Annotated in this window: 16 protein-coding genes and 2 pseudogenes; 11 read left to right on the top strand and 7 right to left on the bottom strand. The window is 56.8% G+C overall.

Going from position 1 to position 13690, the window contains the following annotated elements:
- Window positions 1-16 precede the first annotated feature (16 nt).
- The 5 genes from V0R60_RS00680 (at window position 17) to V0R60_RS00660 (ending at window position 4704) form a co-directional block, all read left to right on the top strand.
- Window positions 17-1408, top strand: coding sequence for a sigma-54 interaction domain-containing protein (locus V0R60_RS00680; protein ID WP_330078679.1), 1392 nt, complete (start codon window positions 17-19; stop codon window positions 1406-1408).
- A gap of 221 nt (window positions 1409-1629) precedes the next feature.
- Window positions 1630-3021 (top strand): GntP family permease, encoded by a 1392-nt coding sequence (locus tag V0R60_RS00675; RefSeq protein ID WP_136476420.1) that lies wholly within the window; start codon window positions 1630-1632, stop codon window positions 3019-3021.
- A 10-nt stretch (window positions 3022-3031) separates the two neighbouring features.
- Window positions 3032-3802, top strand: coding sequence for a 3-hydroxybutyrate dehydrogenase (hbdH, locus tag V0R60_RS00670; RefSeq protein ID WP_330078680.1), 771 nt, complete (start codon window positions 3032-3034; stop codon window positions 3800-3802).
- 55 nt (window positions 3803-3857) lie between these two features.
- Window positions 3858-4337 (top strand): serine protease inhibitor ecotin, encoded by a 480-nt coding sequence (gene eco, locus V0R60_RS00665; protein WP_203541465.1) that lies wholly within the window; start codon window positions 3858-3860, stop codon window positions 4335-4337.
- Between the two features lie 91 nt (window positions 4338-4428).
- Entirely contained in the window at window positions 4429-4704 is a 276-nt protein-coding gene (locus tag V0R60_RS00660; protein WP_038611202.1) for a peptidylprolyl isomerase, read from the top strand.
- On the opposite strand, the gene V0R60_RS00655 is transcribed toward V0R60_RS00660, so the two are convergent.
- The 3 genes from V0R60_RS00655 to V0R60_RS00645 all read right to left on the bottom strand — a co-directional run bounded on the left by V0R60_RS00655 (window position 4701) and on the right by V0R60_RS00645 (window position 6545).
- Window positions 4701-4961, bottom strand: coding sequence for a DUF1652 domain-containing protein (locus tag V0R60_RS00655; RefSeq protein WP_136476426.1), 261 nt, complete (start codon window positions 4959-4961; stop codon window positions 4701-4703). The two genes, V0R60_RS00660 and V0R60_RS00655, sit on opposite strands and share 4 nt — an antisense overlap.
- Before the next feature lie 128 nt (window positions 4962-5089).
- A complete protein-coding gene (locus V0R60_RS00650) occupies window positions 5090-5716 on the bottom strand; it encodes a LysE family translocator (RefSeq protein ID WP_136476428.1) in 627 nt (208 codons plus the stop codon).
- A 145-nt stretch (window positions 5717-5861) separates the two neighbouring features.
- Entirely contained in the window at window positions 5862-6545 is a 684-nt protein-coding gene (locus tag V0R60_RS00645) for a metallophosphoesterase (protein WP_330078681.1), read from the bottom strand.
- Window positions 6546-6622: 77 nt separating this feature from the next.
- Between V0R60_RS00645 and V0R60_RS00640 the strand changes: the two genes are divergently transcribed.
- Window positions 6623-7141 (top strand): DUF3016 domain-containing protein, encoded by a 519-nt coding sequence (locus tag V0R60_RS00640; protein ID WP_136476432.1) that lies wholly within the window; start codon window positions 6623-6625, stop codon window positions 7139-7141.
- A gap of 80 nt (window positions 7142-7221) precedes the next feature.
- On the opposite strand, the gene V0R60_RS00635 is transcribed toward V0R60_RS00640, so the two are convergent.
- The gene (locus tag V0R60_RS00635; protein WP_136476434.1) at window positions 7222-7422 is read right to left on the bottom strand and encodes a hypothetical protein; all 201 of its coding nucleotides are present in this window, start codon (window positions 7420-7422) and stop codon (window positions 7222-7224) included.
- A gap of 219 nt (window positions 7423-7641) precedes the next feature.
- On the opposite strand from V0R60_RS00635, the gene V0R60_RS00630 reads away from it, so the two are divergent.
- Window positions 7642-8046, top strand: coding sequence for a hypothetical protein (locus tag V0R60_RS00630; RefSeq protein WP_136476436.1), 405 nt, complete (start codon window positions 7642-7644; stop codon window positions 8044-8046).
- 90 nt (window positions 8047-8136) lie between these two features.
- Complete coding sequence (locus V0R60_RS00625) at window positions 8137-8577, top strand: hypothetical protein (protein WP_136476438.1); 441 nt, start codon at window positions 8137-8139, stop codon at window positions 8575-8577.
- Between the two features lie 252 nt (window positions 8578-8829).
- Here the strand turns inward: V0R60_RS00625 and V0R60_RS00620 are convergent, their stop codons facing one another.
- From V0R60_RS00620 to V0R60_RS00610, 3 genes and pseudogenes are all read right to left on the bottom strand, one after another.
- Entirely contained in the window at window positions 8830-9273 is a 444-nt protein-coding gene (locus tag V0R60_RS00620) for an acyl-CoA thioesterase (RefSeq protein WP_330078750.1), read from the bottom strand.
- A gap of 114 nt (window positions 9274-9387) precedes the next feature.
- Window positions 9388-9516, bottom strand: a pseudogene (locus tag V0R60_RS00615) (GNAT family N-acetyltransferase); the annotation flags it as partial.
- Window positions 9517-9543: 27 nt separating this feature from the next.
- Complete coding sequence (locus V0R60_RS00610; RefSeq protein WP_330078682.1) at window positions 9544-10344, bottom strand: class I SAM-dependent methyltransferase; 801 nt, start codon at window positions 10342-10344, stop codon at window positions 9544-9546.
- Between the two features lie 420 nt (window positions 10345-10764).
- Here V0R60_RS00610 and V0R60_RS00605 point away from each other — a divergent pair, with 420 nt between their 5' ends.
- The 3 genes and pseudogenes from V0R60_RS00605 (at window position 10765) to V0R60_RS00595 (ending at window position 13688) form a co-directional block, all read left to right on the top strand.
- On the top strand, window positions 10765-11097 hold the full coding sequence (locus V0R60_RS00605) for a YceK/YidQ family lipoprotein (protein ID WP_330078683.1): 333 nt from the start codon (window positions 10765-10767) through the stop codon (window positions 11095-11097).
- Between the two features lie 630 nt (window positions 11098-11727).
- A pseudogene (locus V0R60_RS00600) lies at window positions 11728-12081 on the top strand (site-specific integrase); the annotation flags it as partial.
- Between the two features lie 20 nt (window positions 12082-12101).
- Window positions 12102-13688: an ABC-F family ATPase gene (locus V0R60_RS00595; RefSeq protein WP_136476445.1), complete on the top strand. Its 1587-nt coding sequence runs from the start codon at window positions 12102-12104 to the stop codon at window positions 13686-13688.
- Window positions 13689-13690 lie beyond the last annotated feature (2 nt).

Below are 13690 nucleotides of genomic sequence, written 5' to 3'. Positions count from 1 at the left end.
CTCAAGAGAGTGGCCCATGCCTGCCAGTGACAGCCTCAAGGATTACCAACAGGTGCGCCAACTGGCGATTCGTTCGCTGTTCGAAATCATCGAGCAGTTCAGCGAGGGCACCCTTATCGTCGACCGCGATGCGCGGATTGTGTGGATGAACGAACGCTACGCCCGCCGGTTTGGCCTCGAAGATGCAGCCAGCGTCATCGGCCAACCCTGCGAGAGCGTGATTCCCGGCAGCTTGATGCGCGAGGTGATCAGCAACGGTCGACCTATCCTCCTGGACATGCTCGACACCCCCAAAGAGCCATTGGTGGTGATGCGCCTGCCGGTCCACGACGCGCAGGGCGAGTTGATCGGTGCCATTGGCTTTGCCCTGTTCGATGAACTGCGCAGGCTGTCGCCGCTGCTCAAGCGCTACGCCAGCATGCAGCAAGAGCTGGCCTCGACCCGTTCGCTGCTGCGTGCACGCCAGGCCAAGTACAGCTTTGCGCAGTTCATCGGCACCAGCGCCGCCAGTCTTGAAGTCAAGCGCCGCGCCCGGCGCGGCGCCAGCAGCGACTCATCCATTTTGTTGCTGGGGGAAACGGGCACCGGCAAAGAGCTGCTTGCCCATGCCATTCACGCCGCTTCACCCAGGGCGCACAAGCCCTTTGTCAGCATCAACAGCGCTGCCATTCCAGAAACCTTGCTGGAAGCCGAATTCTTCGGCACCGCACCCGGCGCTTTTACCGGTGCCGACCGCAAGGGCCGTCCGGGCAAGCTGCAACTGGCGGAGGGCGGTACCCTGTTTCTCGATGAAATCGGCGACATGCCGCTGCCATTGCAGAGCAAGTTGCTGCGGGTACTGCAGGAGAAGGAGTACGAGCCGGTGGGTTCCAATCAGATGATGCACAGTGATGTAAGAATCATCGCCGCGACCTCGACCGATCTTGGCGCGGCAATGGCGCGTGGCGAGTTCCGTGCCGACCTGTACTACCGGCTGAACGTCTTGCCGATTCATGTCCCGGCATTGCGTGAGCGCCTGGAAGACCTGCCAGCCTTGAGCGAAGCGATTCTTGAAGAGTTGGGCAGCCAGCACGAACTGGACGCCGGAGCGCAGTCGTTATTGGCCCGCCACACCTGGCCAGGCAACATCCGCGAACTGCGCAATGTGTTGGAACGCACGACGTTGCTGGCTGACCAGACGCAGCTGAACGCTCGGGACCTGCAGGCAGCGATGGGCAACTTCGAGCCACTTGAGCGGGAAACTGCGCCAGTGAGTTATAAGCAGGCCTGTGCCGATTTTGAGCGACAGTTGCTCGGTACAACCCTTGCCCGCTGCGCAGGCAGCGTGCCAAAGGCGGCGAAGGAACTGGGGCTGGGCCGGTCTACCTTGTATAAAAAATTGGTTGCGCTGGGGCTTTCGTCTCAATAACGAGACTTTAGTTTCTAATTTGAGATTACTTCGCCAGGCTAGCCTGCTCCTAGCAACTGCAGCAGAAGTGACCTCGCCCTAAGAGATCATCATCTCCATTTAGAGACAGACGTCGTTATAAAATACAAATTACCCATATAAATCAGTAACTTAGTTAGTTGGCACGATTCCCGCTATCTCCTGCAACCTACAAAAACAAGATGCACCCAAGGAGACACTCGATGAGTGTAATCATCGCCCTGGCAGCCCTCGCGCTGCTGATGCTGGCTGCTTACCGTGGTTATAGCGTTATCCTTTTCGCCCCAATCGCCGCCCTTGGCGCGGTACTGCTTACCGACCCTTCGGCCGTGGCCCCCGCCTTCACCGGCGTGTTCATGGAGAAGATGGTCGGCTTCATCAAGCTGTACTTCCCCGTGTTCTTGCTCGGCGCCGTGTTCGGCAAGCTGATCGAGTTGTCCGGCTTCTCTCGTTCGATTGTTGCAGCAGCTATCCGCCTGCTCGGCACCCGCCAGGCCATGCTGGTAATCGTATTGGTGTGCGCGCTGCTGACCTACGGCGGGGTCTCGCTGTTTGTAGTGGTGTTCGCCGTCTACCCGTTCGCTGCCGAAATGTTTCGGCAGAGCAACATCCCCAAGCGCCTGATCCCGGCGACCATCGCCCTCGGCGCATTCTCTTTCACCATGGACGCCCTGCCCGGCACCCCGCAGATCCAGAACATCATCCCCAGCACATTCTTCAACACTACGGCCTGGGCTGCGCCGTGGCTGGGCTTGATCGGTACCTTGTTCGTGTTCTGCTCCGGCATGCTGTACCTGCAACGCCAGCGCAACAAGGCCCAGCGTGCCGGCGAAGGCTATGGCACAGACCTGCGCAACGAGCCGGAAACTGCCGCCGACCTCAAGCTACCCAACCCGCTGCTGGCCCTGTCGCCGCTGCTGCTGGTCGGGGTGATGAACCTGCTGTTCACCCACTGGATTCCCGATTGGTATGGCAAGACCCACAGCCTCAGCCTGCCAGGCATGAGCACCCCAGTGCAAACCGATATCGCCAAGCTCACGGCGATCTGGGCGGTGGAAGCAGCCCTGCTGCTGGGTATCTTGCTGGTATTGGTGACAGGCTTCGGGGCGATCAAGAATCGTTTGGCCGAGGGCAGCAAAGCTGCGGTCAGTGGCGCGCTGCTGGCCGCGATGAACACGGCGTCCGAATACGGCTTTGGCGCGGTGATCGCTTCGTTGCCAGGGTTTCTGGTGCTGGCCGATGCCCTGCGCGCTATACCGAACCCCTTGGTCAACGAAGCAATCACGGTAACCTTGCTCGCCGGTATAACTGGCTCCGCCTCCGGCGGCATGAGTATCGCCCTGGCGGCGATGTCAGACAGCTTCATCGCCGCGGCGAACGCGGCCAACATTCCTCTTGAAGTGCTGCACCGGGTTGCGGCCATGGCCAGCGGCGGCATGGACACCCTGCCGCACAACGGCGCGGTTATCACCTTGCTGGCCGTAACCGGTCTGACACACCGCGAAGCCTACAAAGACATTTTTGGTATTACCCTGATCAAGACCCTGGCAGTGTTCGTGGTGATCGCCACTTTCTACGCGACCGGCATCGTTTAAGGAGCAATTGATGAATCTCACAGGCAAGACAGCAGTAGTGACCGGCTCCACCAGTGGCATCGGCCTGGGCATCGCGCACGTGCTGGCACGAGCCGGCGCCGATTTGATCCTCAACGGTTTCGGTGACGTCAACGCTGCCATCGCCGAAGTTGCCCGCCACGGTACACGGATCGGGCATCACCCCGCCGACCTGGGCGATGTGGCGCAAATCGAAGACCTGTTCGGCTACGCCGAACGCGAGTTTGGTGGCGTCGATATTCTAGTCAACAACGCGGGCATCCAGCACGTAGCGGCGGTGGAAGATTTTCCGGTGGAGCGTTGGGACGCGATCATCGCGATCAACCTGTCTGCGGTGTTCCACGGCACACGCCTGGTGCTGCCGGGCATGCGCGCGCGTAACTGGGGTCGTATCGTCAACATTGCCTCGGTACATGGCCAGGTCGGTTCAACCGGCAAGGCAGCCTATGTCGCCGCCAAACATGGCGTCGTCGGGCTGACCAAAGTGGTTGGACTGGAAACCGCGACCAGCAACATCACTTGTAACGCCATCTGCCCAGGATGGGTGCTGACTCCGCTGGTGCAAAAACAGATCGATGATCGCGCCGCCAGCGGCATTGACCCGCAGCAGGCACAGCACGATCTGTTGGCCGAAAAGCAGCCTTCTCTGGCCTTTGTCACTCCCGAACACCTGGGTGAGCTGGTATTGTTTCTGTGTAGCGAAGCTGGCAGCCAGGTTCGTGGCGCTGCCTGGAACATCGATGGTGGCTGGCTGGCCCAATGACGGGCCGCTTGGGACCTGGCTGCGGCAGCGTCTTTTTTATCTGCAAGGAGGCCTTATGCGCCCAATCCCTTTCACTGCGTTGCTCACCCTGACTCTGGCAGTCGGTACCTCGGTACAGGCCGCCAGCCTCAAGGACGTAGCACCTTACCCCGAGGCCGAAAAAGGCTTTACCCGTCAGGTCATTCACGTGCCTGAGCAAGCCGACGAGTCGGCGTTCAAGCTGGAAGTACTGGCGGGCAAGCAACTGCAGGTCGACTGCAACCGCCAGCACTTGGGCGGCACGCTGGAAGAAAAAACCCTGGAAGGCTGGGGCTACAGTTACTACCGCCTGGATAAAGTCATGGGCCCGGCATCCACGCTGATGGCATGCCCGGACAACCGCAAGCAAGAGGCCTTTGTGCCAGTCGTCGGCGACGGCTTCCTGCTGCGTTACAACAGCAAACTGCCGGTGGTGGTATACGTGCCCGAAGGTGTCGAAGTGCGTTATCGCATCTGGTCGGCCTCTGACGAGGTGAAGAAGGCCAGCGTCGAGTAAGGCGCTCAGGAGGCGCGGCGCGTCGCGCCTCCTCTGATCGGCGAGATCAGGCATAATGCGCGGTTTTAGCGCGTTGCGAAGGTACCTCGAAATGAAAGCACAGGCCCGGCATATTCTGGTCAAGACCGCCGAAGAAGCCGAACAGCTCAAACAACGCATCGCCAAGGGCGAAGCGTTCGATGTGCTGGCCAAGAAGTATTCGACCTGCCCCTCCGGCAAACGCGGCGGCGATTTGGGCGAAGTGCGTCCTGGACAGATGGTCGGCGCGATCGATCAGGTCATCTTCAAAAAACCGCTACGCGTCGTTCATGGTCCGATCAAGAGCAAGTTCGGCTATCACCTGGTCCAGGTGTTCTATCGCGATTAAAGGCTGTCACGCCGACGCCCCGCATACCGCTGGCGCTGGTCGGCGAGATCATTGCGCAAGCCTGCGATCAGATCGGAAATTGCCCGACTGCTGGTCAACTGCTCGGCATCGATACCGGTAACCAGCAGGTCGACCCGTTCGCAGGTTCGATCAAACACCTTAACCGTAAGGGAACGATCAGCGGCCAGTGTGCATTGGCAGCGTACGGGCAGAAAACTGCATTCAATGATGTTACGCAACTCCAGGGTCGAGAGCATGGTGATGTCTCCTTGGCAGAGGTGGGCAGCAATCCGTGTGCCCGGTCCAGCCATAAGCCTAGGACATTTCAGGCAACGCTCTCAGACCCTTTGTCTATAAGTGCCTACAACCCCACCTTGCGCGGTGGTTAGGCACGGCGCGCCGCCAGCAGACCGATCCCCGCGCAGCCGAGCAATGTGGCGCTGACCCGATTGAACAAACGTCGCGGTCCGGGCTGATTGAACCAACGCTGCAGGTAAGCCCCCAACCAGGCATAGATTGCGATTGCAGCCCATTCCAGCAGCAAGAACAAACCGCCGAGCCAGACGAATTGCTCCGAGACCGGCACGGGACTATTCACCGTGACGAACTGCGGCAAAAACGCAGTGAAAATCAGGATCGCCTTGGGGTTACCCGCAGCAACGAAAAATTCCTGACGCCCCAGGCGCAGCACGCCGCCCTTGTGTTCGCCTGCCGGTCCGCTTTGACCAACAGGCGCCCGCCACAGCTGCCAGGCGATATAGAACAGGTAGAACGCACCCACCACCTTGATGGTGAGGAACAGGTACTCGCTGGTGTGCAACACCACCGCGAGCCCCATCGCTGCGAGCATGATCATCCCCGCAAAGGCCAGCAGCCGGCCAACCCCGGCGACGCAGGCAGTACGCAAGCCGTAACGGCTGGCATTGTTGAGTGACAACAGATTGTTCGGTCCAGGCGCCATATTCAAAGCAAAGCAGGCGGGAACGAACAGCGCGAGTAACGACAGGTCCATCAACAATCTCCAACGGCTCGATCCAGCAGACTCCAGCCTGAGCGCCATCGCGTCAAGGTACAGTTGAGCAGCAAAACTGTGTGTTTACTGTGCGCCCCCTTGGAGGGACGGACACGCCCGAACGAAAGTGGTTTGGACTGACTCGCTACGCGTTGGCCAAACTCAAGGTGTCCAATGCCAACAAACTGAAGTGGCCACGATTCCAGCCACCCGTGTCGATATGCCAGATATTACCCAGTACCCGCACCTCGCTCAGCGGCGTATGGCCGACGATCAATGCACGCAATCCGGCAATCGGTCGCTCGTCATCGGCCTTCAGGCGCCGTCGCGACCATTGGCAGTACTCCTGCAGTTCATGGGGAGCCTGGCGTTGCAGTTGTTCACACATCTCGGCCCAACTGGCACACGGACAGTCGGCATGCAACAGCCCAACCAGCCCAGCAGACGTTTGCACCTCCAGGGCCAGGGGCATGCGCGCAAAGCGCTCGGCGAAACGTGCTTGCTCGTTGTCCGGCAGGTCGAGAAACCAGCCACCGCCAGCGGCACGATACTGGTCATAATCCAACCAGCCGCCACTGACATGGGTCACCGCCAGCGCTTCGTGGTTACCTTGCACAGCGTGAAACCATGGCTGGTCCAACCAATCCAGGACCTGGGGGCACTGCGGGCCGCGGTCGACCAGGTCCCCCACGCTGAACAATCGATCCACTGCCGAATTAAAACCGATCGCTGACAGCTGTTCTTGCAGGCGCTCGAAGTGACCGTGAATATCACCCACGGCGTAATCCCTGCCTTGCCGGTTAATGGCAAACTGCTCGATACGACTCACCCTGTTCTCCCCTAACCCACCATCCCTGGCAGGCGTACAATAAAAGCTGTGCACAGACTCGCACCTTGAGGTGAATCATGCGCCCTGTATTGATCTTTGTCGCCTTGAGCTTAGCCGTCACAAGCAGCCTGGCTCAAACACCGCCCGGCCCTTCGGTGGAGGTCATCTACGACAACCCCGAACACTTTCGCGATGCAAGCCTGGACAGTAATGGCTACGAGCGCGGCGCCGATCAGCAGGTGATGAAGGAGCTGCGCAGTTACCTGCAAACACTGGGCAAACGCTATCTGCCCCCCGGCCAGACCCTGCGTATCGATATCCGCGATATCGACCTTGCCGGTCGCTACGAGCCTTGGCATCGGCAGGCCTACAGCATTCGTTTCATGCGTGATATCACTTGGCCAAGTATTGACCTGCACTATGTACTATCGCAACAAGGCCAGCCGTTAAGTCAGGCCGATGCGCGGGTCACCGACAAGTTCTACCTGCAACGGCCGGGACGCAGCGCCAACAGCGATCGACTGTATGCCGAGAAGGCTATGCTCGAAGAGTGGTTTCGCAAACAGTTTGCCGTTCAGCATCAGAACTCGTCCTGAACCAGGTTCGTGATGGGCGTGCGCCAAAGCCCCAGGGCAGCCAGCACCGGGGCCGTAAGCACCGGGCCGGCTAGTTCAACTCAGCGTGGCTCAGGGTGCTCACTGGATACCGAGTTGTTGGCCTCTACATCGGCCAGTTCCTTTTCGACAGGCGCTTGATCATCGGCGGGCAATGGAATCTCACCTTCTTTGTGCTTGGGGTCGTGACCGCTCTCGCTGTCCGTTTTGCCGCCTACACCCTGCTGGGATGTATTGCCGGGTGCATTTTCATCAATGTCCATGCTGTTTCTCCTCTGCAGTCGCGCGGGAAATCCGCACATACACATGAGAGAAAGCACGACATATCAAGTGCCCGGAACTGGACGAGTGGTCGCTGGAGGAATATGGGTTTTTCTTGAAGTTTTGTGGAGCTTTGGTGTGTTGGTTAGACAGCGCCTGGTTGTCATTTTTAATATCAACCACCTTTTCTCAACAACAGCTGTCAGTGAGACGAACTTTATATGCAACCCTGGAAAAAGTGCGCCCTGAGCATCATCATCTCCCTCTCGGCCATCCTGTTATTCACTTATGCCATTTCAGGCACGCCTGACAACCCTGACGACCCCAGCGATACGCGCGGGATACCCGTTGCGGCTATGTATACAACGATAATAATCGTCCTCGGCCTGTTCTCCTGGGGCGCTTTGTTAATCGGCCTACTGGTGAACTGGCTGATCAATCCAGAATGGAGAAAATCCAGTTTATTTATCTCGCTGATTACCAGCCTACCGTTATTTTTAACCTCGGCTCTTGGGGTTTTCTGTGTGGCGGCATTCGCCAGTGATTCAGTCAGGGGAATATCCAGCGGTGCGCTGTTTTTTCTAGTGATGGTGTGCCTGCTCTGGAAGACCAAGCGATCAATATGACCACCCATCAGCCAGACGCCGCGCCACAAGCAGATCACTAGACTTCATAGGGGGGACGAAATCAACGCACCTCAATGCAGGAGATCTGTGATGAACAGAATATCTTGGCTTGCGTTGGTAGCAGCAGGGGCAATTTCTGGTTGTGCAAGCAACGCCCGGATTGTCGATGTCCCTCTCACTGCTACTTCTCAAAACGCAGAGCACATCGCTCGAGCCACCCTTAGCCCTGTGGGCGATCAGACCAGCATCAAACTCACCGTCGGTGGTGTTCCTCAGGATATGGCCGTGCCGAGCCGTCTTGACCCGGTTATTTATGCAGGTTCATGCCAACACCTGGGCGCATCGCCTGCCTATGACAGTCACCAGGCCAATAGCGTCGATTATCCGTCGCTAACACCCCGAACCCAACATTGGGCCCTGGCACCGGTCGCGCTGAGCGATCTGGCCAGAGGTGACTACGCGCTGCTCATTCGCAGCAGCCCGGCAGACGGCAGCCGTCCGTTGTTCTGTGGCGACATCCGCACTGGCTAGGCAACCGGCTGTTAGCGGCGCATTTCTATCTGAATAGCCGTGGATGACAGCGTGCCAGGCAAATGCGTTCACGAACCTTTCACAAGCCTCGGTGCATAGTCTCCCCTACTCCTCTTGAAACTTTTTAGCCCGCCTTTTTTGTGCGGGCTTTTTGTTGCCAGGGTTTGCGCCTCCGCACTCCCGGCACTGTGACCCGAACCGCCCGAGCCAAGCGCTTGCCGCTGAGGCGCCTGAACCTCTTCCATCAGAGAATCAGCCCCCGGCCGTCGCTCTACTCCCTCTTCGCTCATCAGGGGCAAGTAACGCTCTCAGCGCTTGAGGAACTTCAATAATTTCCTTGGTAACCGGTGAGACGCAAACATGTGTCAGGCTTGCGGTAAATGCCTTGATATCTGGCGCTAGATTTCCCTCGATTGCAAATGTGAACGAGTGAAGCGAAACACTGGAAACAGTTACCGTCATGGAAAGTTCATCATCCCAAGTGACCGGATGGAGGAACTCCAGCGAAAATGCCCTTGCCGGAGGCAACAAATCAAAACCCAACAGAGTTCTCAAACCGGGACCAGACAGCCAAACTGAAAGCGCATCATGAACGGCCTCAATCACGAAGTACGAAAACCTGGGCGTATAGACAATCCCTTCCGGGTCGCAGTCGCCAAACAACACCTTTCTTTTGACAATCACTGAGTTCGGCACAACATCAATCCTTAATAGAGAGTGACAAAGCTCTGACGCGGCTGCCGACACATCGAGCCCGTGGGAGCGGGCAATTGCTAGCGCATCGATGGATGCCAGCCTGATGGATAATGAATCAACACTCATCTGACTGCACGTACTGCTGGCATGATCCAGTAGCGAGCGGCCAATACCTTTCCCGCGCAGATCCGGCTCGATGAAGAACATCTCTACGCGGCTTTCATTGAGCCCGATAAACCCCTCCGGGCAGTCTAGCGGAGCCGGAAAAAATCACCTCGGCTTAACTGAACACGTTGCGATAAAAGTTGGCATGTAATTATCGATCAGAAACCGCGGCGTCGGCTGAAAAGCTTCCTCGAAGCCTGTAAGCAACAAACCAGCCTGCAACTGCCCATTTATTTGTTCCGCCAAAGTGTGACCGAATACGAAAGCCTCATTTCTGGCAATCTTGTCTGCAATTTCACCCTCACTCAGATCAGTTATATCGGCGTAGGGCAGTGTAAAACGCGGCTTCATTAAACCTTCCTTGGCTAGATCAGCAGAGCGCTCAAAAACAAATACCGCCGGATTGTAGAAGCTGCTGAGCAATTTCCCTCCTTTACAGAGGACGCGATAACATTCAGCCCACACTTTCTGAATATTAGGCACATACAGATTCGAAATCGGATGAAAAATCAGGTCAAAGGATTCATCATTAAATGCTGACAAGTCCTGCATATCTCCCAAGACTGTGCGTAGAGACAGATTGTCCCGTTTTGCAACCATCTCATCTAGTGCCAACTGATCTTGAGAAGCATCCACCACAACTACGTCAGCCCCCGCAGCCGCCAACACTGGAGCTTGTTGTCCTCCGGAACCAGCCAGGCATAAAATACGCTTCCCTTGCACATCGTCAAGCCATCCTGCTGGGAGTTCTGCAGGGATTAGCTGTATTTGCCACTCCCCTCTTCGGGCAGCCTGAATAACTTCCGAAGAAACGGGTTTTGACCAATCACAACCTTCGCGAGCAAGTCGATTCCAGACGTTCTGATTATGTTGGTAAACATCTTTCGAGAGATAGGGGGTAGCCATCGTTTTCTATCCTTAGCAAAGGAAAACAACGCCAAATAGTAAAGCACGAAGGCTTTATCAGCCGCCACCATCAGTCAACCCAAGGTAACTGGCCATAGAGATGCGAACGACCATGCGCTTTTACTTTTGGCAAAAGAGTAAAAAGTAAAGACACATTAATTGTTCATTTCTGGAGAGTCTCGCGGAAAAATTGATACGGTGTGAATATTCTCAATATAACCACCCATGCAGATTCATGCAAGTTTAGGACTCGAAGTCCAGAACGGACTGAAGACGGCCTGAACCATGATGAGTTACATCACTTTCCGGGACACGATAAAATCACCGTTCGGTTAGGTTGTGGCTTGTCGATCGTGACTCAGCCAGAATGGCTTAGCAATTGCGCTAAAATCAACGCCACATTCAGCACGGACGCGCCAAATGAAATTCGTAATCACGCTGCTCGTTTCTAGCTTGTTAACAGGTTGCGGGACGATCAACACCGTCTTCAACGATGACATGATTTCAAGCAACAAGCTTGCCCGCTGGCACTCACATTGCGATGCCATTCCACGAATCTACAGCGGTGTCGCAATGAATTACTGCATTCTGGATGCAGAGCCCCGCCGCGCTGTCGGCTTCGATGGCTACCCTGGGACGCCGTTGATAGTTTTCGATATCGCGCTCTCTGGCATAGCTGACACTGTAATGTTGCCCTACACAATCTATCTGCAGACCGAACACGGAGATATTCCAAAGGCGCATTTCGAGTAGTGGCAGACAAGTCCCTCAGAATTGCAGGTCGTTGCCGACAATGCGGTACCGGTCACCGTATTTCGCCCAACCGTGATCGGACCTTAAAGGGCCTGAAGCACATCGCGCCTGCCCGACAGCAAGCGCGCGGGTGATTCGTAGCAAGGCGTTGGCCCGCTGGGTGACCCGCAGACACCAGTTTGGAGATAGTTACTCACTGCTTCGATGTAGGGTGAGTTCTTGACCAGCGTAGCGTCTCGCATTGTCAGATTGACTGAGTCGCCTGATTTCTGCCCAACGATGCTGCTGAATATCTGCGGGCCGCTCATGCTCTGAGGGCCATACTCAATCCGGAATTCGCCCATTTTAGGGTAGATAGCACTGCGCACGATCCACTTCCCGCAATCACTATTGCTCGGAGCGCCAGCGGTTAGCTTGTAAAAGACCTCCTCGAGGTCCCCAGCTACCGTCATGCGTTTGGTGACCGGAGCTTGGTTGATGTCGCCGGCACAGCCCGACACGCTCAACGCAGCTGCAATCAGAAAAGCCAGTCCCGTCGCTTTACGCATAACTATTTCATCCCTATTTGAGGCACCGACGTTATGTCGGTACACACAAATAACCCAGACTCTCAAATCACGCCACCCCGGCGCCGAGCAACCTAAGAAGGGAAAGGGAGGGATCACGGAGTCACCATTGCTTTTCCCGCCATCGATGATTGCTGAGTTCGTCCAGCAGATCTCAGACCTCCATCATCACGGGCGTTCGCTACTGAAAGAACTGGGGATTCGTTACCAACCGCCATACAACTGTCGCCACACCTATGCGACAATACGCTCAATGTCTGGCCTCAACCCCGCATTTATCTCCCAACAGCTCGGCCACAGCGTGCAAATGCTGCTGTCGACGTATGCGCGTTGGATTAACTCAAGCTCCGACTGGAGCGAGCTGGAAAAGCTGCAAATTGGTATCAAATCGGTATCAGCCGCAATGCCAGCGACGTAAGCTATTGATAGGTAAGCCCTTTGATCTCCACCGCTAACATCACCATGCAGTTCGGCGCCAAGCCGTTGTTCGAGAACGTCTCGGTCAAATTCAACAACGGCAACCGCTACGGCCTGATCGGCGCCAACGGCTGCGGCAAGTCGACCTTCATGAAAATCCTCGGCGGCGACCTGGAGCCTTCTGCCGGCCAGGTAATGCTTGAGCCGAACGTGCGCTTAGGTAAGCTGCGTCAGGACCAGTTCGCTTACGAAGAATTCAACGTGATCGACACGGTGATCATGGGCCACGAGGAACTGTGGAGGGTAAAAGCCGAGCGCGATCGTATCTATTCGCTGCCGGAAATGACCGAAGCAGACGGTATGGCCGTTGCCGAGCTGGAAACCGAATTCGCCGAAATGGACGGCTACACTGCCGAGTCCCGCGCCGGTGAACTGTTGCTGGGCCTGGGTATTCCCCTGGAACAGCACTTTGGCCCGATGACTGAAGTCGCGCCAGGCTGGAAGCTGCGCGTATTGCTGGCCCAGGCACTGTTCTCCGATCCTGAAGTGTTGCTGCTCGACGAACCGACCAACCACCTGGACATCAACACCATCCGCTGGCTGGAAACTGTTCTCACGGCGCGTAACAGCACCATGATTATCATTTCCCACGACCGCCACTTCCTCAACAGTGTGTGCACGCACATGGCTGACCTGGACTACGGCGAGCTGCGTCTGTTCCCAGGGAACTACGATGAGTACATGACCGCTGCGACGCAATCGCGTGAGCAATTGCTGTCGGACAACGCCAAGAAGAAGGCCCAGATCGCCGAGCTGCAAACCTTCGTCAGCCGCTTCTCGGCCAACGCCTCGAAAGCCAAGCAGGCTACTTCCCGTGCCAAGCAGATCGACAAGATCCAGCTGGCCGAAGTCAAGCCATCGAGCCGCGTCAGCCCGTTCATCCGCTTCGAGCAAACCAAAAAGCTGCACCGTCAGGCAGTAACGATCGAGAAGCTGTCCAAGGGCTTCGAAGGCAAGACCCTGTTCCAGAACTTCAGCTTCACCGTTGAAGCCGGCGAACGCGTTGCGATCATCGGTCCTAACGGTATCGGCAAGACCACCTTGCTGCGCACCCTGGTTGGTGAGCTGGGCCCGGATGCCGGCGCGGTCAAGTGGACCGAAAGCGCAGAACTGGGCTACTACGCTCAGGACCACGCCCACGACTTCGAAGATGACGTCAGCCTGTTCGACTGGATGGGTCAATGGACCCAGGGCGAGCAGATGATCCGTGGCACCTTGGGTCGCATGCTGTTCTCCAACGATGAGATTCTGAAGTCGGTCAAGGTCATCTCCGGTGGTGAGCAAGGTCGCATGCTGTTCGGCAAGTTGATTCTGCAAAAGCCAAACGTGCTGTTGATGGACGAACCCACCAACCACCTGGACATGGAATCGATCGAGGCGCTTAACCTGGCGCTGGAGAACTACCCGGGCACGCTGATTTTCGTCAGCCACGACCGTGAGTTCGTATCGTCCCTGGCCACCCGCATCATCGAGCTGAGCCCGAGCGGTGTCGTGGACTTCAGCGGCACCTACGATGACTACCTGCGTAGCCAGGGCGTCGTGGTTTAAGA

The sequence above is a fragment of the Pseudomonas auratipiscis genome, from assembly GCF_036324085.1.
GTDB lineage: Bacteria > Pseudomonadota > Gammaproteobacteria > Pseudomonadales > Pseudomonadaceae > Aquipseudomonas > Aquipseudomonas auratipiscis.
This window is presented reverse-complemented; position numbering and strand designations above follow the sequence as displayed.